Source organism: Streptomyces sp. NPDC004721 (assembly GCF_053601495.1).
Genome location: NZ_JBSGBZ010000052.1, coordinates 31,341 through 55,659, shown reverse-complemented (window position 1 = coordinate 55,659; position 24,319 = coordinate 31,341). Strand labels below are relative to the sequence as shown.

Below are 24,319 nucleotides of genomic sequence, written 5' to 3'. Positions count from 1 at the left end.
CTCACCTACACCGTCGACTTCGCGTGGCCCGCCCGCTGGTGGATCGCCAGCACCGACGGCAAACCGCCCCGCGCATCGACTCGGTACGAGCGCGGGCCCCCACCGGGATCCTGAGGGCGGTATCCCGCCCGTCGTCATACCGTCACGGGGCCGGTGCCGCCGAGCAGTGCCGACGCGGTGCGGGGCGGAGCGGGAGCGCCCACGCCCACAGGCGCGGCCTCGGCACGGTCGTGGCAGGTGAAGCCGAGGCGTGTCATGGCCGGCGTGACTTCGCCGACGGTGAAGTCACGCGGGTCCTGTGGCGTGATGATCTGGCCCACCTGCTTGACGGGGTAGTGGCGGCGGCCGATGGCCACGGACTCACCCGTGACGAGCTCGGGCCTGACGCCCTTCATCGAGGCCAGTGCCCCGGTCTTGGTCAGGTCGAACGGGTACCGGGCCATGACGCAGCGCATGATGCCTCGCAGGTGAGAAGTCGCGGGGAGAAGGAGAACGGGCTGCCCGGAGCGAGGCGGATCAGCGCGAGAGGGTGAGCGCGCCCGGAATCCGGCCGTACTCACCGACGCCGCCGGGGCGGGCGCCGGGCGAGGACAACGATCCGTCGAGGACGTCCCGCAGACGGATCCGGTCCGTGTACGCGGAACTGTCGCGGAGAACGGCGAGCCGGACCAGGGTGATCACACCCGTGCTCTGGTCGTCCCCGTCGCACATAGTCAGGTACTCGACCCGGGCACCCGCCATGACGGCCAGAGCCACCTCGACGGTCATGTCGTCACATACTCGCAGCGCGGGCCCTTCGATGTCGTCGACCACGGTCACGGGGGCGGGGTCCGGCATGCGGTACTGCGTCCGCGCTGGCGTCAAGGGTGTCTCCTTCGGTAAGGGATGGTCGGCTTGGGGCCCCGAGCACTGCGCCGGCCTAAGCAGCCGAGTTGCTCCCGGGCCGCCGCTGTGTCCTGCGGCGCGCCCCCGCGCCGACGGGTCGGCCCTGGCCGGTGCGGCCCCGGCGGTCCCGGGACGGCGAAGACGCGCGGCGGGGGCGTTCCAGGACAGGCGCGGTGATGACCATCGGGACACCGGAGGGCGCCTGGGCACCTGTGATGCGGCTCAGCTCCGCCTCACCCGAGCGGACCGGGGTGACGTGCGGGGTGATGCCGGCCGAAGCCATCAGCCGGGTCATACCGCGGCGCTGATCGGGGGTCACCAGGGTGACGACGCGGCCGGACTGCCCGGCGCGGGCAGTCCGGCCGCCACGGTGCAGGTAGTCCTTGTGGTCGCTGGGCGGATCCACGTTGACGACCAGGTCAAGGCTGTCGATGTGGATGCCGCGGGCCGCGACGTTGGTGGCCACCAGGACGGTGACGTGACCGTCCTTGAACTGCGCGAGAGTCCGGGTGCGCTGCGGCTGGGATCGGCCACCGTGCAGGGCCGCGGCGCGGACACCGCTGTTCAGCAGGTGCTTGGTCAACCGGTCCACGGCGTGCTTGGTGTCCAGGAACATGATGACCCGGCCGTCCCGAGCCGCGATCTCGGTGATCGTGCGGTGCTTATCCGCTTCGTGCACGTGGAGTACGTGGTGCTCCATCGTGGTGACGGCACCGGCCGACGGGTCGACGGAGTGAACGACCGGGTCGGTCAGGTAGCGGCGGACCAGCAGGTCGACGTTGCGGTCCAGGGTGGCCGAGAACAACATCCGCTGGCCCTCGGGGCGCACCTGGTCGAGCAGGGCGGTGACCTGAGGCATGAAACCCATGTCGGCCATCTGGTCGGCCTCGTCGAGAACCGTGATGCCGACGTCGGCGAGCCGGCAGTCGCCCCGGTCAATGAGGTCCTTGAGCCGACCCGGCGTCGCTACGACCACCTCTGCACCGGCGCGCAGCACACCGGCCTGCCTGCCGATGGACATTCCTCCGACGACGGTGGCGAGCCCCAGGCGCACGGAGCGGGCGTAGGGAGCAAGCGCGTCGGTGACCTGCTGGGCCAGCTCACGGGTGGGGACGAGGATCAGTGCCAGTGGCCGACGCGGTTCGGCGCGCCGGCCCGCCGTACGGGCCAGTACCGCGAGACCGAAGGCGAGGGTTTTGCCCGACCCGGTGCGGCCGCGACCGAGCACGTCACGGCCGGCCAAGGAGTTCGGCAGGGTCGCCGCCTGAATAGGGAACGGTACGGTCACGTCCTCCTGGCCGAGCGCGGCCAGCAACGGAGCCGGCATGGCGAGATCGGCGAACGCCTCGACAGCGGGCAACGCGGGCGTGACCGTCTTGGGCAGGGCGAACTCGCCCCCCGCGGACTGCCGGTTTCCGAAACCGTTGGAGCGGCGCGGAACGCCGGAGCGGCCTGTAGCGGCACTTTCCCCGAAGCGGCCGTATGTGCGATTGGTGCGTGCGCGAGTGGTACGTGTGCGGTACATGTGGAACTTTCCTTGATGCGGGCACGTATCAAGGAATTTCCGCAGCAGGATGAGCGGCGCAGAGAATCGCGAGAACGGGCCGAACATGCCAGGGTCGAATCACCCTGGGAATAAAGCGAGCCGGGAACGCACCCCAAGGTGCGGGTCCCGGCTGCGAAGTATGCGGCAGCGCCGGTGCGTCAGGCGGGAACGATGTTCTCGGCCGTCGGACCCTTCTGGCCCTGCGCGATGTCGAACGACACCTTCTGGCCTTCCAGCAGCTCGCGGAAGCCCTGGGTGGCGATGTTGGAGTAGTGAGCGAAGACGTCGGCGCCGCCGCCGTCCTGCTCGATGAAGCCGAAGCCCTTTTCCGCGTTGAACCACTTCACAGTGCCAGTAGCCATTTGTTTCTCCTTCGGAGACGGTGTCAGGAATGAACCTTGTGCACATTCCGTGTCGCCGTAATGATCAGCCGTCGGAAAAACCTTCTGGCAACCACACCCGCAACAGATGACGACAGTAGCACGTCGGCGTCGACCTCGCCTGGTAAATAATTCTGCGCCGCCTGCGGTCGCGGGAATATTTATCGTGTGCCGCGTCGATTTCTTACGTAGCGACCACAGATATTCGTTCCCGGCGGTGCAGTATTGCCGTCGAGCGTTTCTGCTCACAACGCTGTGACCTACTGTGAAGGTCTGTGCGCGGCCACTGTCATCATCGGCGGACGAGACACCGACGAGCGCGCCGGGACCCCGGGACGGAGACAAAGGCCACATGGCGGGCGGGGCGCGGCATTTCTGCCCTCAGCTCCTGCAGTCGCGCAGTCGCGCAGTCGCGCAGTCGCGCAGTCGCCGCATCGCGCTCCGCCTCCAGCCGAGTCCGCTCTCTACTGAGTGGGGGCGTCGGCACAGGCGTGCATCCACGTCCCGCAGAGCAGGCCCTTCCGGCTCCGAGTCGAGCAGGTTGCCCCCCGCGGCCTTGCACGACTCGTCATCAGGGGACTTGGCGGTGGCCCGCAGGTTCTCCCGGGTGCAGCGCCCCGCCTCCACCGAGGCCGCCTCGCGGGCCTGCGCGGAGGCTGCGATCTAGCTGAAGAGCAAGCGGCGACGGTTGCCGTTCAGCAGCGCAGCACAGCAACCACCGCAACCGCAGCCGGTCGTCGCGAACCGCCCCCTGCACCCCTGGCTCAACTCCGGCATGTGACGCGCTGGACGCTGGCGCAGCTGTCCGGCAACTTTATGGGCGAGGAAGGTGTCTGTGACAGGTTGCAGTGGGGTCTGCTGCCGGCTTCAGGTCAGTGAGCCGATGGCAGTGATGGCCGGCTAGAGGATGCGCGTTCCTGCTGGTGTCTCGCAGCCCAGGGATGGTCAGCCACTGACATGAGGTGTGCTTTGCGGCTCAGAGAACTGCCATGCGGCGGCACATCCCCAGGTGGTTGACTGCCATGAGGGCGGCAGATCGCAGCAGGCCGGTACGGAACTTGAACATGATGCCCTCAAGGACGTGGCGGTGATCCCGCCACCGGCCGCGAGCCTGGCCCGGAGGCGGCAGCAGCGGCGTGATCACTGCCCACGAGGCGTCAGAAATCTCCTTCGTTCAGTACTGCTCGTTCTCCATGAAACCTGTGCTCGCGTTATCGTCCGCGTCGAGGGCAGCGGCGGTCGGGTCGAATCCGGGCGGGCTGTCCTTGAGGGCCAGGCCCAGGCCGGCCAGCTTCGCCTTGACCTCGTCGATCGACTTCGCACCGAAGTTGCGGATGTCCAGCAGGTCGGCCTCGGAGCGCGCCAGGAGCTCACCCACCGAGTGGACGCCCTCGCGCTTGAGGCAGTTGTAGGAGCGGACGGTGAGCTCCAGCTCCTCGATCGGCAGCGCCATGTCGGCGGCGAGGGTGGCGTCCGTCGGGGACGGGCCCATGTCGATGCCCTCGGCGTCGATGTTCAGCTCGCGGGCGAGACCGAACAGCTCGACCAGGGTCTTGCCGGCCGAGGCAATGGTGTCACGGGGACGCATGGCCTGCTTGGTCTCGATGTCGACGATCAGCTTGTCGAAGTCGGTGCGCTGCTCGACACGCGTGGCCTCGACCTTGTACGTGACCTTGAGCACCGGCGAGTAGATCGAGTCGACCGGGATACGGCCGATCTCCTGACCCACCTGCTTGTTCTGCACGGCGGAGACGTAGCCGCGACCGCGCTCGACGGTCAGCTCCATCTCCAGCTTGCCCTTGCCGTTGAGCGTGGCGAGGACGAGGTCGGGGTTGTGTACCTCGACACCGGCCGGGGGCGCGATGTCGGCGGCGGTGACCAGACCCGGGCCCTGCTTGCGCAGGTACATCACGACCGGCTCGTCGTGCTCCGAGGAGACGACCAGCTGCTTGATGTTGAGGATCAGGTCGGTGACGTCCTCCTTGACGCCCGGCACGGTGGTGAACTCGTGCAGGACACCGTCGATGCGGATGGACGTGACGGCCGCACCTGGGATCGAGGACAGGAGGGTGCGGCGAAGGGAGTTGCCGAGGGTGTAGCCGAAGCCCGGCTCCAGCGGTTCGATCACGAACCGGGAGCGGAACTCGTCGACGACCTCTTCGGTCAGTGAGGGACGCTGAGCGATCAGCACGGGGTATTGCCTCCAGTGTTTGGCGCCCGCTATGTGACGCCGTAGAGACCACGAAGGGTACGGGCGGTTCAGCCTCCTATGAGACCGAACCGCCGGACCCCGCCCGTCCGCTGGCCGGTATGCCCTTGATCGTCATGGGCGGTGACGCTAGCAGCCGTGGCGGACAGGGGGTATTGGCGTAGCGTGCGGGACCGTTTGCCTTTATGGGGCCGTTTCCGGGGAGGGCTATCGGCGTCCGCCGAGGCGGTCGTCGTGAATGTGTCCGGCCACGGCGGCGAGCTGGTCGGGGTCGGCGAGTTCGGTCAAGCCATGGACGGCGGCGTCCATGCGGTCGGGGCTGTCCATGCCGACGACCCAGGTGACCATCTGGTCTTCCAAGGCTACGTGCGTGCCGACGTGGTGGACGAGGCCCTGGTCGTAGAGCTGGGCGATGGGTTCGGCGCGCAGGCGTTTGCCGATCTTGGCGGTGACTTCGAGGACGCGGGGCATGAGCTGGCCTTGGATGGTGCCTTCGCGGCGCAGCTGCTCCCACGCCTGGGAGAGGACCTGCCGGGCCATGTCGCCGCCGTAGTTCGACTCGACCACGATCGCGTCGGCCTTGAGGGCGAGGGCGAGATGGCAGGCGGTGCGGCCCCAGTCGTTGGCGCCCATGCTCCCGGAGTGGTCTTCGAGGACGTACAGGTGGCCGTCGTAGCCACGAGCGAGGCCGATGATGCCGGTTTCGTCACCGATGGCGGACTCTCCGCCGGCGGGGTCGACGGCGACGATGACGCGGGCGAGGTCGAGGCCGCCGAACTCGACGGTGGTGATGCGGTGCTCGGTGATCCAGGCGCGCTGCCAGACGCCGCCCTCGGGCGGGCGTGGCTTCTGCTGGTAGAGCGCGGCCCACACGCGTTCGCCGACGCGGCGGCGGGTGGTGGCGTGGTGCTCGGCGTCGAAGCGTTCGGGCCACAGCGGCGCGCCGACCTTCCGGCCGAGCGGGTCATCGTCGCTGTCGGCGAGGGCGGGCAGGTCGATGATCTTCCACTCGTTGGCCTGCGCGTCGGCGAGGATGCGCCCGGCGAGGTCGTCCTCGTTCCAGCGGGTCTGGATGACGCAGATCGCGCCGTCCGGCTCCAGTCGGGTCTGCAGGACGGACTGCCACCACTCCCACGTCTTGCGGCGGATGTTGGGCGAGTCGGCGGAGGCCATGTCCTGCACGGGGTCATCGACCAGGGCGATGGTCGCGCCCTTGCCGGTGAGGGTGCCACCGATGCCGGCTGCGACGAGGCCGCCCTGATGGCCTGCGATGTCGAAGCGCATCGCCGCCCGCGAGGACGGGTTGAGGTGGATGCCGAGCTCGTCGCCCCACGTCTCGATGGCGTCGCGGATCCACCGCGAGTGCTCCTCGGCGAGGTCTCCGGAGTAGGAGGTGATCGCCACGCGGCGGTCGGGGTGCTGGCGCAGGTACCACAGGGGCGCCCAGCGGGAGGCCCGGCGCGACTTGCCGTGACGCGGAGGCATGGTGATCATCACGCGGTCGGCGCGGCCCTCGGCCATGTCGATCCACGCCTGGTCGATGAGGTGGAGGTGCCGGGCCTGCATCTCGCGGCGCTCGGTGAGGACGGCGGCCATCGCACCCGGTGAGGCGTCCATGGCGATGCTGCGCTCGACGCGGGCGAGCTGGACCCGCAGCTCGGGGGACGCTTTCGCGGCCATGGCGCGGCGCAGTGCCGACGGCTGGGCCCGGTAGGCGGCCAGCAGCTTCGCTTCGCGTTCGGGGCTACTCGTCCGAGCCATGCGCGGCCTCCTCCGATATGCCGATCAGCGCCTCCAGCTCATCGAGGGCGACCGCGGTCAGCTCGCCGCCTGCCGTCTCCGGGGTGACGACCTTGGAGGGGGCTTCCTTGTCGAGGCGGTTGAGACGGGAGCGGCGTTCGAGGATGCGCAGCGCGCGGTCGATGGCCTGGAGGTTGCCGTCCTTGACGGCTTGGCGGTAGGCGACGAAGAACAGGCGGTCCAAGCGCAGGTTGTCGACCGCCCGCATCTCCTCGACCTTCTCCTCCAGGTCGGTGGTGCGTTCCTTCAGGGCCAGGCGCACGTCCTTGCACGCGGCGTGGATGAGCTGCTTGTCGTCTGGGGGTTCCAGGCCCTTGGCGTACCGCTCGATGCCGTAGCCCTGCGGGTAGGCGATGCGGTCGGAGTTGACGGCCGGGTCGGCGGCGAGCTTGCGGCCTACGGTGAGCCAGTCCACGCCGGCGAGATGTAGGTCGATGGCGTCCGCTCGCCGCCGTGCGATGGCGGCGCGCGCGGCCTTGTCGGGGCGTCCCACCGGCAGGGTCCTCTCGCTGATGCGCGCCCCCACGCCGAGATTCATGATGGCACTGCAAGATCCGGGAGGGTGTAGCGAGCAAGCGCTACCGGAATCGCGGGCGGTGCCGGGGAGGGGTGGGCATGGCGCCCTGGTTGGTGCGGGCTGTGGGCCCGGCCGCGATGCGTAGGCCGTCGTGCGGCCACTGGAACAGGCAGCGGATCTCTACGGCGGTGTCGCTCAGTTGCACGTCGACCTGGTAGAACTCGCGGCCGTCTGCCACTCCTGCCGGGCTGCTACGGGCGCCCGCCGCCATGCGCCCTGTGACCACACCTCGAGCACCGGTCGGCCGGACCGCGGGTACGTGGTGGCCTCCGGCTCGGGCCCGTCCTCGTCGCGGGGCCACGGGCGGGCCGGTACGGGCTCGGCCCGGCGCCGTGGGTTGGTCGCCGGGCCGCCTGGCCTATGGGAAGGTCAGCTGCTGTGGTGCGTTGGGATCTTCCGGCGGCTGCCAGGTGGAGGGCGGTGCGTCGGGTGCCTCCCGGTTGGTTCGCAGCCACCACGCGAACTGCCAGTTGCGGCAGGTCCGGTACCTCCACGAGTCCCGTTTGCGGGCCCAGGCGGGTATCGACTGCTCTCCCCATCCGGTGACGGGGCGAGCGTTCTCGAGGGTGACCTGCAGGCCACGCACCATGGCGGGGCCTTCCCACTGGTGGCCTTCGGCGTACTCGAAGCCCAGGTGCGCGTTCTTCGACCAGTCCCACGGGTGGGGCAGGGCGCACAGGTACCAGGCCAACGGCGGGTCCTCCGCCGGCAGGGTGACGCTCTGGCGGGGGGCCCGCGGGTTGACTTGGTGGCGGTCGGAGACGCCGAACGATTCCAGGCAGTGGCGGTCGAGGTTGATGTTACGGACCCCGGCGAGCCACATGATTAGGTACGGTGCGGCGCTGTTGATACCGACCCTTACGGGCGGCTGCGGCATTCGATATTTCCCATCTTGGTATTAGGCGGAGGGGCTTTCCCTTTCTTTAACCAATTTTATCAAAATTTCCACGAGTTGCTTATGGCGCCCATGCCGGAATTCGTTGGGGTAAGGCATATTGAATTCCTCATCGAGGGCTTTCTCGTAATCGTGGTCCGAGAGCCTGAGGGGGTTCTTGCAGACGGCGCGCAGCGTGGCGTTGGAGCGGCCGGCGACCTTCACCTCCCCGAAGTACGCCTCCAGCAGCTCCTGCAGCGACTCGGGGGTGTGGTACCTGATCCGCATCCACTTGCCCTGCATGAACCGCATGTCGACGTTCTCGGCGTCGAGGAAGCTCAGCCGGGTGGACTCGCGGCTGGTGGAATGCTGCGAGTTCTCGAACGCCTGCTCGGCCAGCAGGTTGCGGGTGCCGATGCACACCGTGCCGTCGGCGGCGCACAGCGCATTCACCGTGGTGAGCACCCAGTGCTGGTAATCCAGCGAGGTGGTCGCGTTGATGACGGAGTCGAGGACCACCATGTTGTACAGGCCGTGCGCTTCGAGCCGCTTCTCGACGGTGCGGACCATGCCGACGACGCCCTTGATGTCGACGGCGTACTTCCCCGGCGTGGTGCGGTACGGCTCGTAGTCGTCGATGCTGTAGCCCTCGGGCCGCAGCTTCTTGGCGTAGTCGCCGTGCCCGGCGCCGAAGTCGACCACCCGCAGGTCGGGCTGCTCACGCAGCCGGGGCAGCGCCAGCTTCTCCCACACCTCCGACTTGTAGGCCAGCTTGCCCTGCTTGCGCAGCGAGGTGTACTTGCGCAGCCGCTTGGGCTGCACGATGTGCTGGTTGTAGACGGGCGCCTGCTCCTCCAGGCCGGACCAGTCGTACACGCCGTACTCGCCGGTGAGGTCCGCAACCAGCATGGCCGCCTCCGAGGAGGGGCAGGTCCAGGCGAGGACGTCGAAGTGGTTCTTCGCGGCGACGACCGCGTACTCGGCGTTCAGCGCGATCTGGCCCTGGTCGTCGACGACGACGCTGCCCCACGCGCCGTGCCCGCCGGTCATGTACGAGATGGCCTGCTGGAACGGCTTGTTGCGGGAGTTGACGACGTCGATGCTCTGCCACGGGATCCACGACCACTCGCCGATGGGGCCGGGCTCGGCGTAGACGATGCTCGCCTCGGTCTCGACCCTGTTGTGGAGGAGGTTGAACTGGATCTCGTCCGTCAGGCGCACCTTCGTGCCGAGCATGACGGCCGGCGTGTGGCTGATGCCCAGCGCCTTCATGGCCTTGGTTCTCTGGTGACCCGCGACCAGAGTGCCGTCAGCATTGAGGATGACCGGCTTGACGATGCCGTGCTTGCCGATGGACTCCTTCAGCCGTGCGAAGGCCTCCTCGGACAGGTGGCGCGGGTTGTAGTCGGCGGGCCGCAGGTCCTTGAGCGGGTACGCCTCGTAGAACGTGGTGGTGGGGGCGCTGCTGCCGCTCATGCGTCCTCGTCCTCCCCGTCCTCGTCCTCGTCGTCCAGGTCCTCGCCGTCCTCGCCGGCCGCGTCGGCGGGCGCGGGCTCGACGGCGACGGCCGGGGCCTCGACGACATCGGAGTGGGCCTCCTGCAGCAGGTGCCAGCCGAAGCCGAGGTCGGAGCGGGACTCGGCCACGAACCGCTCGTAGATCGCGTTGAGGGTTTCCACCTCGGCCGCCGTGATCTGCACGCGGATGGTGGACCACTGCAGGTAGCCCCACTGCAGGTACTCCAGCTTGGCCATGGACCCGGTGCCCGCACCATCCGAGGGCAGGTCGATCGTCTCGGGCAGGGCCCGGGAGTCCAGGAGCTTGTCCAGCGCGTCCTGGTCGTAGCCGGTGCCGTCGAGGTCGGGCAGTTCCTCGAGGAGGTCGGCCAGCAGCTCGCTGTCGTAGCCGGCGAGGTCGGAGGTGCGGTTGTCGACGACGACGATGCGGGCCGCGTCCTCGTCGGCGACGTCGATGAAGGTGGCGGCGATCCGCTCCCAGCCGAGCTGCTTGGCAGCAGTCCAGGTGTGGTTACCGGCCAGGATCTCGTTGGGGCGGCCGGTGTGGGTGCCGCGGTTGACGACGATGGCCTTGTACTGGCCGTTGACGCGCAGCGATTCGGCGATGGCGTCGACGTCGCCGGTCCGCGGGTTGCGGTGGTAGGCGACCAGGTCGTCGATCGGCACCGCCAGCGGCAGCAGCGACTCAGGGATGCGGGCGGGCGCAGCACTCACAGCAAGGTGCCCTTCGTGTAGGAGCGTGCCCCCGCGCCCTACGCCCGCCAGATTAGAGGATCACGCGCTCAGCAGCTCCAGCTGAGCCTGCGGTTCGTCGTCGGCGGGCGGCTTGCGGGCCGCGCGCAGCAGATCCCGCGCCCGCGTCTCGCCCTTGCTGATGTCCACCGACCACTGCGGTGCTGCCAGCTTGGGTCGGCCGGTCAGCGCCTCGCGGGTCAGGGCGACGCGCTCCTCCTCGGTGCTGCACTCCTCGTACAGCACCGCCCAGGGCCTGCTGGTGTCCGGCTGCAGCGGGGGCCGCTGCCGCTGCGGGCGCTGCTGGGCGCTGTCGTCGGCGACCGTCTGGTGCTGCTGCTCCTGCTGTTCGGGCTCGGTGTGCTGCCGCTCGGCGTCGTCGGCGTGCTGCGTGGTGCTGTCGTCTGCTGCCGCTGCTGCCTCGTCCGGCGCTGCCTCCGGTGCTGGCGCTGTCTCGGGTGCTGCCGCCGCTGCTTGTGCTGCCGCTGCGGGCGCTGCTGGCGCTGCCTCGGGCGCTGGGGCAGCTGCTGGCGCTGGTGCTGCCACGGGTGCTGGCGCTGCCTCAGGTGCCGCTGCTGGTGCGGGCGCTGCCTCGGGCGCTGCCGCTGCTGCTGCCGTGCCGGGCTGCTGCAGCAGCAGGGCGCGCAGCTCCTGCATGCCCATCTCCAGGGCGACCATCTGCGCGAGCGGTGCGACGGTGGCGACCGCCCACCCTCCGGCCGTACGGGGCGCGTTGGAGACGTTGAAGCCCCAGCTGACGAGGGTGAAGCCGATCGTGACGATCCAGTACGGCCTGGTGGAGCGGCGGCCTGCCAGGGCGCGGACGACGCCGATGGAGCCGAGGACGATACCGCCGTCGACGAGGACGGGGAACATCCACGCGGAGTGCTCGGGGACGGCGTTGTCGACGGCGACGGTGTGCAGGGCCTCGTAGGAGAGGCGGAAGCCGACAGACTCGAACGCGGCGACCGCGACGAGGAAGACGCCGGTGACCAGCACTCTGGTCGTCCTGGTGCGGCCGGTGGCTGCGGGCGCGGTACGGTACGGATCAGGCACGGGAGGCTCGCTCTCCTGCTGCTCAGGCCCTCGGCTGGTGTGACCGCACCGCCGGGGGCCGTTTCGTTGTTGGGTTGTGCTGCCTACCGTAGCGGTGCTGCCGAAGGCCTGCAGCAGCAACAGCAGTGCCACCAGCAGCGGTTGGCGGCGGTGCTGGTGGCAGGTGCTGGCGCTGCGGTGCTGGCGGCGGGGCGGCGGTCAGGTGCTGGTGTCGTGACCGGGCAGGCACAGCACTGCTGTGTGGGTGCGGATGCGCAGGTACTGCTGCTGCCTGGTGTGCCCGTCATGGCGGGCGCGGACGTCGCCGGCGGGGACCCGCTTGACGTGGTCGAACAGCAGCAGGTCGGCGGGCGGGATCGGCCAGGTGAACTGCCAGCCCCCGGCGCGCAGGAACAGCATGTGCCAGCCGTCGCCGGCGTCGGGTGCGGGCGCCAGCACGCTGGTGTGGAAGGCGGCGAGCCACGCGGCGAGGTGGTTGCGCTCGCGCAGCGCGGCGGTCACGGCCTTATCGACGACTTGGGGGGATGTGCTCATGTGCTGTTCCTGTGGGCAGTGCGGCGGCGGCAAGGCGCCGGGCGTGCGGGGCCGGGATGGGATGGCCGAAGCGGTTGACGCACGGGCAGCTGGTGGCGGCCTGGCAGGTCGGGCATTCGACGTCGAGGGCGGGGCGGGCACCGTTGGCGAGCTGGCGTGTGAGGCGTGCCGTATGGGCCGCAAGGCCCGTCTGGCTGGCGATCAGGTGCTCTACGCCGGCGCGGAGCCGTTCGGCCTCCGCGGTGGTGAGGGCGCGGGATTCGGTGTGGCCGAGCAGGCTCCGCATCTGCTCTACGGTCGGCTGTTCCCGGCCGCGGCGGGCCCGGCTCACCGGCTGTGCGCCCTGTCGGCTTTGCCCCAGCGTCGCAGCAGGGTGCGGCGCTGGTGGGGGTTGAGCCGTACGGCGCGGGTGTAGACGGACAGGATGCGGGCGGTGGGTGCGCACCAGGTGGGGAAGGGGTCCTCGGTGGAGGGCTCCAGCTCGCCGACCGGCTCGACGGTGTAGAGGTCGCCCAGCCAGTAACGCGAGGCGTAGAAGCGGGCGTAGTCGCGGTCGGTGGTGATGTAGACGCGGTCGGGGCGGCCGGTGGGCGGGTCGATGGGTCGGCCGCCGGCGGTGGTGGCCGTGCGGCCGTTCGCGCGGGCCTCGCAGACGGCGCAGCCGTCGATGACGTTCGGGGCGTGCGGGGTGATGAGGTCCCCGGGCTTGAGCCTGGGGACTCCACCGTGCCAGTAACGCAACGCCGCCTACCGGTTGTTGCAGCCGCAGATGCCCTGCGGGGTGCACCAGCTGTCGCACGCGTAGCACCAGACGGCGCCGACGTAGGGCGGGACACGCTCGGTTCCAGGAACGGAGCGGCCGTCGACCTGGGCGACCTCCTTCTTCAGCACGGCGTAGTGCTCGGCCGCGTGAGGGTCGGGCATGGACTGGTAGGCGGGGGCCATCTGACGTCTCCGGTTACGGGCAGGTCGGGGCGGTTGGCTTTCGGCCAGGACCTTGTCCAGCGGTCCGTAGCGTTCCCTCATGAGCCGTTCGAACAGTTCGGGGTCGGCGGCATGGTCGGAGCGATAGGTCGCGGTCACAGGGTTACTCCTGGGGACGCGGGGACCCGCCCGGCCGGAAGGCGTGGGCGGGTCCATTCGCGGGTGCGCGCAGCGGTGTCCCCGTGTGGCGCCGCATGGGCGGGGCCGGCGTCTGACGGGCAGGGCGCGGGGGTTTTGCCGCCCGTCAGACACCGTTGGGGGATGCCGCGTGCCACGGCATTGCTGAGGGGCCGGTTCCGCGGCTGCAGCCGTTCCCGATCAGCGAGCAGAACATAACACGATCGAGTGTTGTGGCACATCTAGTGGCCGGGGTGGTCTGGATCGGCCGGGGGCTTGCCGTCCTGGTCAGCCCACAGGGGGGCGGCGTCGTAGCGCAAGCCGCCCGGGACCTTGGTGCCGCCGTCGTCGGCCTCGTCGACGGGGAACAGCGCATCGGTGCCGCCGGCGTCGAGCTCGTCGACGAGGATCAGCGCCTTCTGATCGGGCTTGATGCGGCGGCCGAAGTCGGCGGGCTTCATCCGCGACCAGTCGGGGCGGCCGGTGGTGTCGCTCACAGGGTTTCCTCTCGCTGGATGGGGCGGCCCGCCCCGGGTGGGGCGGGCCGTGCCGGGTCAGACCGCGGCGGGCTTGGCGGGTTTGGGAGCGGCGGCCTTCTTGGCGGCCTGCCGCCTGGGCGCGCGCGGCTTGGGGACGGCGCGCTCGGGTGCGGCCTTCTTGGCGGGGGCCTTCGGCTTGGGCCCCGGCTTGGGCGCGGCCGACTCGGCCTTGGCGGCGTCCTCGGCCTGGGCCTGCGGCTTGGCCTTGGCGGCCAGGCTCTCGTGCTCGGCGTCGGGGTTCAGGCGGGCGATCTCGCGGGCCTCGGCGTGCGCCTTGGCCTGCCGCAGGTTCCAGCGGGCCTTGGCGACCGCGTCGGCCACACGGTCCATCTGGTCCATGCGCTTGCCGACCTCGCCCTCCAGGGCCAGGGCGAGCTTCATCGGGTCGGCCTTGCCCAACTCCTCGAGCAGGCCGAGGACCCGCTCGATCCGGTCGATCTTGTTGCGGGTCTCGGTGCGCTCGCGCTGCCGCTCCTCGCGCTCCTCGGGGCTCATGTCCTCGACGAGCATCGCGACGACCTGGCCCTGCTGCTGCTTGAGCGCGTACGCGAAGTGGACGAGCTCGTTGTCGCCCGCGAAGGCGCCCTTGGCCCACTTGGCCATGACCGCGCGCTGGTTGCCGGGGGTCAGGGCCGCGATCTGAACGGCGGCCTGCGTGCCGATCGCGCCCGAGTTGACGTGCTGCTGGACCTCTTCGGTGAGGTTCAGCAGGGCCAGGCGCAGCATCACGTACTGCGAGGACTTGCCGAACTCCTTGGCGACGTCCTTGGCTTCGGCGCCGTCCTGCTCGTCGAGGAGGCGGCGGAACGCCTTGGCCTCCTCCATCGGCGTCATGTCGGCGCGGTTGATGTTCTCGGCCACCGACCGCTTGAACCGCTCGATCTCGCTCAGGCCGTCGTCGGTGATGATGGCCTTGATCTCCGTGAGCCCGGCGAGCTGGTGGGCACGCCAGCGGCGCTCGCCCGCGACGATCTCGTAGCCGCCGGCCTCGGCGTCCTTGCGGACCTCGATCGGCTGCATGAGGCCGAACCGCTTGATGGAGTCGGCGAGCTCCTGCAGGGCGGTGGGCTCGAAGAACTCGCGCGGCTGGCGCTCGTTGCGGCGGATGTCGCTGACCGGCAGGGTCTGGATCGTCACGGCCTGTCTCCAAGAGGCTGGTGGGCTGGGGGCTTTTCCCCTGCCCGCTGCCTCTCATTCTAGCGACAATGTGGGTTTGGGGCTAGATTTTTTGGGGCAATTTTCGCAGGTCAGGACATGCGTCAGGGCGGGCACCACGTGCCCGCCCCAATCGAACGCAACGGCCGCTCAGCTCGCCCGCACCAGCGACACCTCGGCGCGCGAGACCTCTCGCGGCACCTGCTCCGGCGCCTCCTCGACCACCACGGCCAGCGCACGCAACGCCACGCGCGCCTCCCAGACACCCGGAGCAGGGCGGCCGGAACGCTCGGCCTCCTCCATACGTCTCCGAATGCGTGCCGGATCGATCGCCACTTCGCTACCCCTCCCGTACGGCGGGACTCCCCGCCCCAGACCTACGCCACGCTTGCCAGCTCCACACGCCCAAGATGTGGTGCGGTCCCCCCTGGGCGCTCACGGCCGGCTACCAGGTGGTGTCGGCCCGCTCGACGGTGTGACCGCCGTTGGCAGCGTTGTCGACGGGAACGGACCAGGTCGTGTCGTCCGGCTGGGCCGTGAAGTCGCCACCGGCGACGGGCACGTTCCAGGTCGTGTCGGCCTTGACCCGGTGCTGCGCCGCCTGCGGCGTCCCCACCGCGACGAGAGCGACGAGCGCGGCGAGCGCGACAGCGAAAGAGGCACGGAAAGCACGCTTGAATACCACTGATTCCCCTGAAGTCACATACGCGATGGGAGACGGGCAGGCGTCCGAGCGGGCAGCAACCATCCAGCTAGGGCCACGAGTTCGCGCCATGCACCCGTCACCACTCACCTTGTAACGGAGATGTGGGCAAGATCAAGTCGAAGAGTTACCGTACTTTCACGAGTCGCATAACTCAGGGGATGTTAGGTGCCACAAGTTCCCGACCTGCCGGATCTGTCCGAGCAGGCAGCAGCCGTGTACCAGCGCATACTTGACGGGCAGTCAATCCCGCCGGACACCCCGGGGCTGGCCGAATTGCTCATGGCCGGTCTCGCAGTGGAGACCCCTCCGCGCAAAGACACCTACAGCGCCGTCCAACCCCAACACCCGGCGCTGAAGATAATCCAGCAGATTCACACCCACCTATCCACGCTCGCCGCGTATGCAGGGGAATTGCCGGGATTCCTGGCCACTCTCCAGGGCCAGTACGACGCATCAAGGCCGCCGCACGAGTCGATCCAACACCTGGTCGGCCGCGACCTGGTCAACCGGCACATCTCCCAAGAGCACTCCGGTGCCCGCACTGAGATCATCTCCGCGCAGCCCGGCCAACGCAGGCCTGAAGAGTTGGCGTTCTCCTTCGGCCGCGACCGCCGCGCCCTCGAACAGGGCGCGCAAATGCGGACGCTGTACCACAGCTCCGTACGCCGCGTCGCCACGGTCGGCAACTGGGCGAAGGGCATGGCCGCCGCCGGCGCAGAGGTCCGCACGTTCAACGGCCGCTTCCCCCGCAGCATCATCTTCGACCGCCGTGTGGCCTTCATCCCCGTGCACACCGCGGGCGACCCTTCCCCCGACGAGGCCGTCATGGTGTCCGATCCGCTGATAGTGGCGCGGATCGTCGCGGTCTTCGACCTGTTCTGGGAGCGCGCCACCCCGTGGCACGGTCGAACCGCCGGCGACAAGAGCCTGGTCACGACCGCCAGCACGCGCGCAATCCTGCGGGAGCTGTGCGCGGGGCGCACGCAGGCGCAGGCCGCGAAGAACCTCGGGTTCGGCTCCGCCTGGGTCAACGAGCAGCTGGGTCAACTGCGGCGAAAGCTCGGCGTGCAGACCCTGAATGAGGTCATTTACTGGTGGGCGACTTCCCCCGACCACGAGGTACAGGACTGACGCACCCGGCGTACGCCACCCTTACGCGGCGACCGGGCTGTGCCACGTCAGCGTGACCCGGTCGTCCACATCGCGTACTCCACGCGCCCGCGCCGAGCGGACCTCGACCCTCTTCAGCAGCAGCATCGCCAGCCCCCGCTTGGAGCTGGACGGGGCGTGCTCCCACCAGCGCGCGAGGTCCTCGACCCCGCCCAGTGGCACATTCACGGCCTGCTCCAGGAACCGCAGCCGCGCCCGTTCCTTCTTCACGCTGGCGGTGACCTGCTGGTCGACGGCGACGTACGCGCTCCGCGACAGCTGGCCGGCCGCGTATGGCTCGGCCAGCTCCGTCCGTGACCTCTCCAGGTCGGCGATCCGGCCGCGCACCTGCTCGGCCTCGGCCGCCAGGCCCTCCTGGACCTGCTCCAGCGCGGCCAGCGCGCCCGGGCGCATCAGCTCACCGAGAACATGCTCGGCGACGTGATCCTCCAGCAACGACGCGGTGATGCGGACCTTGCCGCAGCCGCCGCGCCCCTCGAAGGTGGTCGGGCAGCGGTAGGACGGAGTGCGCGCGCCAGTGCGGCCACCGGTCAGTTGCTGCCCGCACAGGCCGCACACGGCCAGCCCGCCGCTCAGCCAGTAGTCGTAGTCGGGTTCGCGATTCTCAGCACTTCGCACACTGCCCGCCCGGCCGGGACGCTGCTCCAGCCACCGGAACTCCTCCGGTGTGATCAGCGCCTCCCGGCCAGTCTCACGCAGCTCACCGCTCACGGGGTCACGCTCCAGGCCGGCGATCGCCGGATTGTCCAGCAGGCGACCCAGCGTCATGGTGGTCCACTCGCCGCCCATGGTGCCCCGGTGACCCTCGGCCGTCATCCAGGCCGCGACCGCAGCCTGCGACTGCCCGGCACGCAACCGACCGACGGCCTCCCGTACAACTTGCCGCTCCGCGTCACGCACACGCGTCAGAGCCTGGTTGTCGAAGCCGTACAAGCGCGGCATGCCACCCGTTCCCTATTCACTCGCCGGTCTACGCAGGTCCCCCTGGCGCAGAGAGCCAACTCCAAGCGCCTCCCACAGGGCGGCCGTCGGAATGCGGATCGTGCTCCCCATCGTCAGGGTCCGCACGGGGAACTGACCGGTCTTGATCAGGTCATACGCCTTGTTGTGTCCGATACCCAGCGCACGGGCCGCGGTCACCACGTTGACCGTCGCGGGAAGCGCCAAGACCTCGTCCAGGCTCATTCCGCGCCGATCGGCGGTCAGAGTGCTTGATGTCGCCATCTCGTTGTCGCGTTCTCCCCCGCGCCAACCTGCGCACACGATACACGGGGAAGCAATGTATGGCCCGGGAACTTCCGGTAAGAATGGGCGCCGACAGTGACAACCCGGCGTAGGGGTGGGGGACGGTGTTCGAGGACAAGACGTACAAACGGTGCTCCTGTAAAGGGCCGCTGGTCGATAAGGACGGCAGACCCGTCATAGACGGCGACGGCAAGCAGAAGATCGGCCACCTGGAAAAGACCTGCCCCAAGCTGAAGCAGCGCGACCACGGTTCCTGGTACTACTCCATCGAGCTGCCGCCCGGCCCGGACGGCAAGCGCCTTCCCCGGGCGAAGAAGGGCGGCTTCCGCACGAAGAAGGACGCGGCCGCCGAGGCTGAGAAGGTGTGGAAGCTCGCCCAGAGCGGCGTGGACGTCCTCAGCGAGGAAACCGTGGCGGACTACCTCCACCGCTGGTTCGCCAAGCGCGTCGACCTGAAGAAGTCCACCCGCAAGGGATACGAGGACTACATCGAGCGGGTCTTCATCCCCTACCTCGGCGCGATCAAGCTGCTGTCGCTGCGCACCCGCCACATCCAGGCGATGTTCGAGAAGATGTGGGCCGACAACGAGGTCCACGCAGAGAACCGCATCAAGGCGCACCAGGCCGTCGCGGCCGAACGCGCCGCCCACACGGCGTGGAAGGACTGCGTGGAGCGGCCCCGGCCCAGGGAGCTGCGCCAGGCATGGGAAGACGCCAAGGCCGCCGTGAAGGAAGCCCGCGCCCTGCCCTGGCATGTGACCGGCCCCGGCACGCAGGTGAAGATGCTCAACACCCTCTCCGGCGCCCTGGACGACGCCGTGAACGAGAAGCTGGTCGCCGAGAACTGGACGAAGCAGGTCGTCCTGCCGAAGTACGTCCGCCCCAAGCCGCTCGTGTGGACGCCGGCCCGGATCGAGGCGTGGCGCCAGACCGGCGAGAAGCCCGGCAAAGTCATGGTGTGGATGCCGGAACAGACAGGGGAGTTCCTTGACGCTGTCGCCGGGCACCGCCTGTACCCGATGTTCCACCTGATGGTTTTCAGGGGGCTGCGCCGCGGCGAGGCGGTCGGCCTTCCGTGGGCCGAGACCGACCTGGCACTGGGCACCGTGCACATCAGCGAGCAGCTGGTGGCCTCGTCGTACGACGTGTGGGGGGACACCCCCAAGAGCGAGAGCGGCGAGCGGACGATCAAGCTCGACTCGGAGACGCGGACGCTGCTGGCACTGTGGCGCGAGCGGCAGGACAAGGAGCGCGCCGACTGGGAGGCGCACGCCAAAGCCTGGAAGCGCACCGGCCTGGTGTTCACCTGGGAAGACGGAAGCGCCTACCACCCGGAGTACCTGTCGCAGGTGTTCATGCGCCTGATGAAGAAGCTCAACCTGCCGCCGGTGCGCCTGCACGACCTGCGGCACTGCGCGGCGACCCTGTCTCTGGCCGCCGGACTGCACATGAAGGCCATCCAGACACTGCTGGGGCACTCCTCCTACTCGCTGACCGCTGACACGTACACCTCGGTTCTGCCGCAGTTCGAGGAAGCTCAGGCCGAGGCCCCGCTTGCTCTGGTTCCGCGCAAGTCTCCGGCGCGGCGTAACGACCCCCAGGAGCAGAGGGAGGCGCTCGCCGTTCCCACGGAAGAGGGCGCTGAGGCTCCCACGGAGGACGCTGCATAACGGCCCGTTCCCATGGTGTTCCCATGGAGGTTCAAAAGGCCCCTCGGAGATCACCTCCGGGGGCCTTTCTGGTGCATCGCGCCTGGTCAGACATGGTGCCCCCGGCAGGATTCGAACCTGCGACACCCGCTTTAGGAGAGCGGTGCTCTATCCCCTGAGCTACGAAGGCGGATCGTGGCGTGTGGGCCACAGGCGTCAGCGTACCGGATTGGGGCGGTGGGGAGTCAGGTCAGGGCGACACGGGTGAAGCGGGAGGCCATGTGGAGGTCTTCCTCCAGGTGGTGGGCGGTTCGGGTCAGGGCGGGGAGGAGGTCCTCGACGCACTCCTCGCGGGTGTGGCGGGCCGCGTGCAGGGCGATGTTCGTCGCGGCGACCGCTCTGCCCGCGCGGTCGCGGATGGGGACGGCGATCGAGCGCACGCCCGGTTCCAGTTCCTCGTCGACCAGGGCGTAGCCGTGGCCTGCCAGGAGGGCTCGGCCCAGGGACGTCGCGCGGGCCGGGAGGCGGGCGCCGACCGTGATGTCGACGCTCATGATGCGGCTCGTGGTGGCACGCGCCGTGTACTGGATCTCCTCGCCGGACGGCGTCAGCACGGCGAGGGAGGTCGTCTCGTGCACGTGGGCCGCCAGGTCCTCCAGATGCGGCTGGGCGATCCCGGACAGGGAGGCGCGGGAGAGGGGCGGGAAGCCCAGGGACAGGACCCGGGGGGTGAGGGTGAACGTACGGGTGTCCCGGGACTGGCTCACCAGGCCCAGGTGCTCGTAGGTGATCAGCGCCCTGCGCGCCGTCGCCCTGGCAAGGCCCGTGGCCTTGGCCACCTCCGTCAGGGTCAGGGCGGTCCGGCCCTCGTCGAAGGCCGTCAGGACCGTCAGTCCGCGGGCCAGGGATTCGATGAAGTCGCGGCCCAGTTCCTGTTTCGAGGCGGCCGTCCAGGTCGCCAGGCCCGACGGCGGCGGGACGGGCGCCGGGGGCGGGGTCTCGCGCAGGTCCCGTTCCATGGCCGTGATCGTCTCCCGCAGGCGGGGCAGCAGCGTCGTGCGCAGGTCACGTGCAGAGTGGCGGCTGGTGTGGCTCACCACGCTCGCCACGCACGCGATCCGGCCGTCGGCGGGGTTCCGTACCGGGACGGAGACCGCGACCAGGCCCGGTTCGATCAGCTGGTCGTCCAACGACCAGTCCTCCCGGCCGGCTTGAGTGGTTCGTTCCTCGAAGTCGTCCGGCTGTCCCGGGGAACGTGGCGGTACCGCCGGGAAGTTCCGGTCCTCCGGGTCGGCCGAGCGGCGCTCGTGCCAGCGGCGCCAGTCCTCGTCCGTCCACTCCGTGGCGAACAGCGCGCCCGGCGCGGTGCGTTCGGCCGGGAGCAGGTCGCCGATGCGGAAGCTCAGGGACATCGCGCGGCGGCGGGTCGCCTGGTGGATGAAGCGGATTCCGTCGCGGTCGCCGACCGCCAGGGACACCGACTCGTCCAGTTCGTCGGCGAGTGCGTCGGCGCGCGCGCCGAGCAGGGCCGGCAGGTGCAGGGCGGCCAGGTAGGCGTTGCCCAGTTCCATCAGGCGGGGGGTGAGGACGACGTCCCGGCCGTCGAGGCGGACGTATCCCATGCGGGCGAGCGTCGCCGTGATGCGGTCCACCGTCGAGCGGGCGAGGCCCGTCGCGCGCTCCAGGGCGCTGGGGCTCAGCGCGCCCCCGGCCAGCGTCAGCTGCCGCAGCACCGCCACGCCCCGCATCAGCGGGGCGACCGCCTCGGCGGGGGCGGCGGGTGCCGCAGGTGCGGCGGGTGCGGCCGGGTGCGTGCCTGCCGTGGAGGGCCCGGTGCGGGCGTCGGCGCCGGCGACCCTGTGGGCCTCCGGATCCGTCGTGGTGTTCGCGGGCATCGGTTCGGCTCTCCGGTACGGCGGCGGTCGCAGCAGGCCTACGGTAGTCCGTTCGCGAACTCGTCCGCGTCGCTCACCCCGCCTCGCCGCCGGCCTCACCCCGCCTCCCCCTATCTCATATCTCACCCCATCTCGCCCACCTGCCTCGGCCCCAGTGCGCTCCCGCTCCCGCAGACTCCGCGCGTCACTGCCGAGTGACCCGCACCCGGTAGTTCCCCGCGCGGTCGGCCGAGATCACGTCCACGCGGATGTGTGCCTTGGGGTCCTTGAAGGACTCGCCCGGTGCGAAGGGCGCGTCGGAGAGTTCCGCCTCGACGTTGGGGCTGCGGGTGCAGCCGCCGGAGTGGGGGTGGGAGTCGTGGACCTTGATCGGGCCCTGCCCGGTGTCGACTTCGGCGTTGACCTTGTAGACCAGGATCCCCGGCCGGCACACCTCCTCGTCGTTGCCCTCCCGGGTGCGCAGTTCGAGGGCGTAGCCGGTCCGTCCGTCGAGGGGGACGAAGACCAGTTTGTGGCCGCCCGCCCGGCCCAGCGGGGTGAGGGTGTACTCGGCGGACCCCTTCTTGGACGCGCAGCTCACCTGGGAGGCGTCCAGCCAGCCCAGCTTCCACTTGTGCCAGCCGAGCAGGTCGTTGTTGGCGCCCCAGTCCTCGCTCATGATGTCCCAGTGGCCGACCGCCTCCCCGCCTTCCTGGGTGTAGAGGTCGGGGAGGCCGAAGACGTGGCCGTTCTCGTGGGGCAGGACGCGGAAGCCGGTGCTCTCGTACGAGCCGGAGCCGTCGTCCTGGCGCGAGTAGATGAAGGAGACGTTGGCCATGGCGACGCCGTTGGCGACGGGCGCGTCCGAGTTGCCGGCGAAGGTCACCGACAGGACGGTGTCCAGGGCGGAGGGGCCCGCGTTCGGGGTCATGAGGATGTTGATCAGGTCGTAGTCCCGGAAGTCCACCGTCGGTCCGGCGGACTCGACTATGTCCTTGATCAGTTGGCGGTAGCCCGGGTCGAACGGGGCGCCGCGCTCCAGGCCGTAGTCCTTGAACGGCTTCGGCATGCGCAGCCACCGGGTGATCGGGGTCTCCGCGCGGTAGTCCAGGCGGCCGTAGGAGGCGGTTCGGAACCACTCCTGGGTCTGCGGGAAGAACTCGTGGAAGCGGTCGAGCGCGTTGTCCGCGCCGGGCGCGTCGGAGAAGTCGATCATCAAGGTCAGAGCGTGGACGGTGCCGAGGGAGCGGGCGTAGCCGCCGGTGGTGGGGACGCCTTCCGACATCTGGACCGAAGAGGCTCCGCTGATCATGCAGGGGATCAAGGCGGGGGAGAGCGCAGCCGTTCCGGTCCCGGTCTCCGGGCCGCCCGCCCTGAGGTGACCGGTTCCCGCAGAGGTGCCGACCGCGAGTATCAGCGCCGTGACGGAGCCCAGGGCGACCGCACGGCGCTTGGGTATCGGGCCTTTACGGCGGCGGGGCGGCTGCACCTGCATGCGTTCACCTTTCGCGCCGGGCAGCCACCGGTTCCCGGCTGCACCCTTGTGATCACCCTGTGTCGCTGGGCCGTTCGGCGCGCGCTGGAGCGGTCCGGTCGTGGGACAGGCCGCCCGGTCGTGCGAAATGCGTGCGTCCAGATGGGTGTGACCCAGGTCACGGAAAAACTCGCGGCGGTCGGGAAATAACCGGGGACCTCTTCCCCGTTTGGTCATGTGTCCGAGCGAAACGGGGACTCGCTCCCCGGATCGCCCCGCCCGCCCGACTCACCGCCCGCCCGCCCGGCTGACCAGCGGGTCGGCTGGACGATCGACCGCCCGACTGCCCGACTTACCGACGGGCCGGCTGACCAGTCGGCCGCCCGACTGACTGACCGACCCGAGGAGTACGCCGTGAAGACCGCGACGACCGCGAATCCCGAACTGCGCAAGGCGACCCGGCCTCGCGCCGACGCCCTGCGCAACCGGGAGCGGATCGTCACGGCCGCCCGCGAGATGTTCGTCGAGCACGGGCCCGAGGTGCCGCTCGACGAGATCGCCCGCCGGGCCGGCGTCGGCAACGCCACGCTGTACCGCAACTTCCCGGACCGCGACGCCCTCGTACGCGAGGTCGTCTGCTCCGTCATGGACCGTACGGCGCGGGCGGCCGAGCGGGCGCTCGCCGAGACGGGCGACGCCTTCGACGCCCTGGAGCACTTCGTGCACGCCTCCGCCGACGAGCGGATCAGCGCGCTGTGCCCCATGGTCTCCAGCACGTTCGACCGGAACCACCCCGACATGGAAGCCGCCCGCGCAAGGGTCGAGCACCTCGTCGAGGAGGTCATGGACCGCGCCAAGGAGGCCGGGCAACTGCGCCCCGACGTGGGCGTCGGCGATGTGATGGTCGCCGTGGCCCAGCTCTCCCGGCCGCCGGCCGGCACCGGCTGCGGCAGCATCGACCGCTTCGTGCACCGTCATCTGCAACTGTTCCTGGACGGGCTGCGGGCCCCGGCCCGATCCGCCCTGCCGGGTGCGACCGCGACCCTGGAGGACCTCCGCCAGGCCTGACCAGCCGGGAGCGATCGGCCCGGATCCGTACTCCGGCCGTCATCGCGTCACGGCCGGCCGCCGCCCCGCCCACCGAACTCATCATCCGCAACCGAGCCCCGGGCCGACCGTGACGGTCGGTGCGATCTTCCGACACCACTTTTTCCGTCTTTCCTCGTCTTCTCCCGCCTCTTCCCGGCCTTCCCGGCCTTTCCTGTCTTTTTCCGTCACGAAGTTCCGAAGTGGGTA

General features: G+C 69.7%; 28 protein-coding genes and 1 tRNA gene. 3 read left to right on the top strand and 26 right to left on the bottom strand.

Translation table 11 applies throughout. From position 1 onward, the window contains the following. Positions 1-134: 134 nt before the first annotated feature. The 21 genes from ACWEK3_RS33390 to ACWEK3_RS33290 all read right to left on the bottom strand — a co-directional run bounded on the left by ACWEK3_RS33390 (position 135) and on the right by ACWEK3_RS33290 (position 15,590). Positions 135-455, bottom strand: coding sequence for an SCO5918 family protein (locus tag ACWEK3_RS33390; protein ID WP_453251358.1), 321 nt, complete (start codon positions 453-455; stop codon positions 135-137). Positions 456-516: 61 nt separating this feature from the next. After that, positions 517-864 (bottom strand): CBS domain-containing protein, encoded by a 348-nt coding sequence (locus tag ACWEK3_RS33385; protein ID WP_453251357.1) that lies wholly within the window; start codon positions 862-864, stop codon positions 517-519. Positions 865-919: 55 nt separating this feature from the next. After that, complete coding sequence (locus ACWEK3_RS33380) at positions 920-2,410, bottom strand: DEAD/DEAH box helicase (protein ID WP_453251356.1); 1,491 nt, start codon at positions 2,408-2,410, stop codon at positions 920-922. 179 nt (positions 2,411-2,589) lie between these two features. After that, complete coding sequence (locus ACWEK3_RS33375) at positions 2,590-2,793, bottom strand: cold-shock protein (protein ID WP_028799214.1); 204 nt, start codon at positions 2,791-2,793, stop codon at positions 2,590-2,592. A 994-nt stretch (positions 2,794-3,787) separates the two neighbouring features. After that, the gene (locus ACWEK3_RS33370) at positions 3,788-3,976 is read right to left on the bottom strand and encodes a transposase (protein WP_453251359.1); all 189 of its coding nucleotides are present in this window, start codon (positions 3,974-3,976) and stop codon (positions 3,788-3,790) included. A gap of 9 nt (positions 3,977-3,985) precedes the next feature. Then, the gene (locus ACWEK3_RS33365) at positions 3,986-5,002 is read right to left on the bottom strand and encodes a DNA-directed RNA polymerase subunit alpha (protein ID WP_453251355.1); all 1,017 of its coding nucleotides are present in this window, start codon (positions 5,000-5,002) and stop codon (positions 3,986-3,988) included. Positions 5,003-5,227: 225 nt separating this feature from the next. Then, complete coding sequence (locus ACWEK3_RS33360; protein WP_453251354.1) at positions 5,228-6,781, bottom strand: terminase large subunit domain-containing protein; 1,554 nt, start codon at positions 6,779-6,781, stop codon at positions 5,228-5,230. Next, positions 6,765-7,358, bottom strand: coding sequence for a hypothetical protein (locus ACWEK3_RS33355; RefSeq protein ID WP_453251353.1), 594 nt, complete (start codon positions 7,356-7,358; stop codon positions 6,765-6,767). The genes ACWEK3_RS33360 and ACWEK3_RS33355 overlap by 17 nt, the downstream gene beginning before the upstream one ends. 40 nt (positions 7,359-7,398) lie before the next feature. Next, entirely contained in the window at positions 7,399-7,575 is a 177-nt protein-coding gene (locus ACWEK3_RS33350; protein ID WP_453251352.1) for a hypothetical protein, read from the bottom strand. Between the two features lie 180 nt (positions 7,576-7,755). Then, a complete protein-coding gene (locus ACWEK3_RS33345) occupies positions 7,756-8,220 on the bottom strand; it encodes a hypothetical protein (protein ID WP_453251351.1) in 465 nt (154 codons plus the stop codon). 75 nt (positions 8,221-8,295) lie between these two features. Then, positions 8,296-9,747 carry a methyltransferase domain-containing protein gene (locus ACWEK3_RS33340; protein WP_453251350.1) on the bottom strand — a complete coding sequence of 484 codons (1,452 nt, stop codon included), beginning with the start codon at positions 9,745-9,747 and terminating at the stop codon, positions 8,296-8,298. Continuing rightward, positions 9,744-10,502: a ParB/RepB/Spo0J family partition protein gene (locus tag ACWEK3_RS33335; protein ID WP_453251349.1), complete on the bottom strand. Its 759-nt coding sequence runs from the start codon at positions 10,500-10,502 to the stop codon at positions 9,744-9,746. The genes ACWEK3_RS33340 and ACWEK3_RS33335 overlap by 4 nt, the downstream gene beginning before the upstream one ends. A gap of 60 nt (positions 10,503-10,562) precedes the next feature. Further along, entirely contained in the window at positions 10,563-11,576 is a 1,014-nt protein-coding gene (locus tag ACWEK3_RS33330; RefSeq protein WP_453251348.1) for a DUF2637 domain-containing protein, read from the bottom strand. Positions 11,577-11,774: 198 nt separating this feature from the next. Then, positions 11,775-12,110: a hypothetical protein gene (locus ACWEK3_RS33325; protein ID WP_453251347.1), complete on the bottom strand. Its 336-nt coding sequence runs from the start codon at positions 12,108-12,110 to the stop codon at positions 11,775-11,777. Then, positions 12,082-12,396 carry a hypothetical protein gene (locus ACWEK3_RS33320; protein ID WP_453251346.1) on the bottom strand — a complete coding sequence of 105 codons (315 nt, stop codon included), beginning with the start codon at positions 12,394-12,396 and terminating at the stop codon, positions 12,082-12,084. Before ACWEK3_RS33320 ends, ACWEK3_RS33325 begins: the two co-directional genes overlap by 29 nt. 41 nt (positions 12,397-12,437) lie before the next feature. Beyond that, a complete protein-coding gene (locus ACWEK3_RS33315) occupies positions 12,438-12,851 on the bottom strand; it encodes a hypothetical protein (protein WP_453251345.1) in 414 nt (137 codons plus the stop codon). 6 nt (positions 12,852-12,857) lie between these two features. Beyond that, positions 12,858-13,193: a hypothetical protein gene (locus ACWEK3_RS33310; protein ID WP_453251344.1), complete on the bottom strand. Its 336-nt coding sequence runs from the start codon at positions 13,191-13,193 to the stop codon at positions 12,858-12,860. A 260-nt stretch (positions 13,194-13,453) separates the two neighbouring features. Next, a complete protein-coding gene (locus ACWEK3_RS33305) occupies positions 13,454-13,708 on the bottom strand; it encodes a hypothetical protein (protein ID WP_453251343.1) in 255 nt (84 codons plus the stop codon). Positions 13,709-13,765: 57 nt separating this feature from the next. Further along, positions 13,766-14,887: a ParB/RepB/Spo0J family partition protein gene (locus ACWEK3_RS33300; protein WP_453251342.1), complete on the bottom strand. Its 1,122-nt coding sequence runs from the start codon at positions 14,885-14,887 to the stop codon at positions 13,766-13,768. Between the two features lie 168 nt (positions 14,888-15,055). Continuing rightward, positions 15,056-15,241, bottom strand: coding sequence for a hypothetical protein (locus tag ACWEK3_RS33295; RefSeq protein WP_453251341.1), 186 nt, complete (start codon positions 15,239-15,241; stop codon positions 15,056-15,058). 109 nt (positions 15,242-15,350) lie between these two features. Then, positions 15,351-15,590: a hypothetical protein gene (locus ACWEK3_RS33290; RefSeq protein ID WP_453251340.1), complete on the bottom strand. Its 240-nt coding sequence runs from the start codon at positions 15,588-15,590 to the stop codon at positions 15,351-15,353. 186 nt (positions 15,591-15,776) lie between these two features. Between ACWEK3_RS33290 and ACWEK3_RS33285 the strand changes: the two genes are divergently transcribed. After that, complete coding sequence (locus tag ACWEK3_RS33285; protein ID WP_453251339.1) at positions 15,777-16,742, top strand: hypothetical protein; 966 nt, start codon at positions 15,777-15,779, stop codon at positions 16,740-16,742. 21 nt (positions 16,743-16,763) lie between these two features. On the opposite strand, the gene ACWEK3_RS33280 is transcribed toward ACWEK3_RS33285, so the two are convergent. Beyond that, positions 16,764-17,723: a recombinase zinc beta ribbon domain-containing protein gene (locus ACWEK3_RS33280; protein ID WP_453251338.1), complete on the bottom strand. Its 960-nt coding sequence runs from the start codon at positions 17,721-17,723 to the stop codon at positions 16,764-16,766. Positions 17,724-17,735: 12 nt separating this feature from the next. After that, complete coding sequence (locus ACWEK3_RS33275) at positions 17,736-17,966, bottom strand: DNA-binding protein (RefSeq protein WP_453251337.1); 231 nt, start codon at positions 17,964-17,966, stop codon at positions 17,736-17,738. Between the two features lie 164 nt (positions 17,967-18,130). Here ACWEK3_RS33275 and ACWEK3_RS33270 point away from each other — a divergent pair, with 164 nt between their 5' ends. After that, complete coding sequence (locus ACWEK3_RS33270; protein WP_453251336.1) at positions 18,131-19,696, top strand: tyrosine-type recombinase/integrase; 1,566 nt, start codon at positions 18,131-18,133, stop codon at positions 19,694-19,696. Positions 19,697-19,789: 93 nt separating this feature from the next. On the opposite strand, the gene ACWEK3_RS33265 is transcribed toward ACWEK3_RS33270, so the two are convergent. The 3 genes from ACWEK3_RS33265 to ACWEK3_RS33255 form a co-directional block, all read right to left on the bottom strand. Next, positions 19,790-19,865: transfer RNA gene (locus ACWEK3_RS33265), tRNA-Arg, on the bottom strand. A 55-nt stretch (positions 19,866-19,920) separates the two neighbouring features. Continuing rightward, positions 19,921-21,570, bottom strand: a complete 1,650-nt coding sequence (locus ACWEK3_RS33260) for an IclR family transcriptional regulator domain-containing protein (protein ID WP_453251335.1) — start codon at positions 21,568-21,570, stop codon at positions 19,921-19,923. A 184-nt stretch (positions 21,571-21,754) separates the two neighbouring features. After that, entirely contained in the window at positions 21,755-23,044 is a 1,290-nt protein-coding gene (locus ACWEK3_RS33255; protein ID WP_450543959.1) for a M6 family metalloprotease domain-containing protein, read from the bottom strand. Positions 23,045-23,437: 393 nt separating this feature from the next. On the opposite strand from ACWEK3_RS33255, the gene ACWEK3_RS33250 reads away from it, so the two are divergent. Further along, positions 23,438-24,091 (top strand): TetR/AcrR family transcriptional regulator, encoded by a 654-nt coding sequence (locus ACWEK3_RS33250; protein ID WP_450543958.1) that lies wholly within the window; start codon positions 23,438-23,440, stop codon positions 24,089-24,091. Positions 24,092-24,319: the final 228 nt, after the last annotated feature.

Bases quoted from the DNA above. Each gene is read 5' to 3' on its own strand.
- ACWEK3_RS33390 (WP_453251358.1), bottom strand. From the start codon at position 455: ATGCGCTGCGTCATGGCCCGGTACCCGTTCGACCTGACCAAGACCGGG.
- ACWEK3_RS33380 (WP_453251356.1), bottom strand. From the start codon at position 2,410: ATGTACCGCACACGTACCACTCGCGCACGCACCAATCGCACATACGGC.
- ACWEK3_RS33375 (WP_028799214.1), bottom strand. From the start codon at position 2,793: ATGGCTACTGGCACTGTGAAGTGGTTCAACGCGGAAAAGGGCTTCGGC.
- ACWEK3_RS33360 (WP_453251354.1), bottom strand. From the start codon at position 6,781: ATGGCTCGGACGAGTAGCCCCGAACGCGAAGCGAAGCTGCTGGCCGCC.
- ACWEK3_RS33355 (WP_453251353.1), bottom strand. From the start codon at position 7,358: ATGAATCTCGGCGTGGGGGCGCGCATCAGCGAGAGGACCCTGCCGGTG.
- ACWEK3_RS33345 (WP_453251351.1), bottom strand. From the start codon at position 8,220: ATGTGGCTCGCCGGGGTCCGTAACATCAACCTCGACCGCCACTGCCTG.
- ACWEK3_RS33340 (WP_453251350.1), bottom strand. From the start codon at position 9,747: ATGAGCGGCAGCAGCGCCCCCACCACCACGTTCTACGAGGCGTACCCG.
- ACWEK3_RS33325 (WP_453251347.1), bottom strand. From the start codon at position 12,110: ATGAGCACATCCCCCCAAGTCGTCGATAAGGCCGTGACCGCCGCGCTG.
- ACWEK3_RS33320 (WP_453251346.1), bottom strand. From the start codon at position 12,396: ATGCGGAGCCTGCTCGGCCACACCGAATCCCGCGCCCTCACCACCGCG.
- ACWEK3_RS33280 (WP_453251338.1), bottom strand. From the start codon at position 17,723: ATGCCGCGCTTGTACGGCTTCGACAACCAGGCTCTGACGCGTGTGCGT.
- ACWEK3_RS33275 (WP_453251337.1), bottom strand. From the start codon at position 17,966: ATGAGCCTGGACGAGGTCTTGGCGCTTCCCGCGACGGTCAACGTGGTG.
- ACWEK3_RS33260 (WP_453251335.1), bottom strand. From the start codon at position 21,570: ATGCCCGCGAACACCACGACGGATCCGGAGGCCCACAGGGTCGCCGGC.
- ACWEK3_RS33255 (WP_450543959.1), bottom strand. From the start codon at position 23,044: ATGCAGGTGCAGCCGCCCCGCCGCCGTAAAGGCCCGATACCCAAGCGC.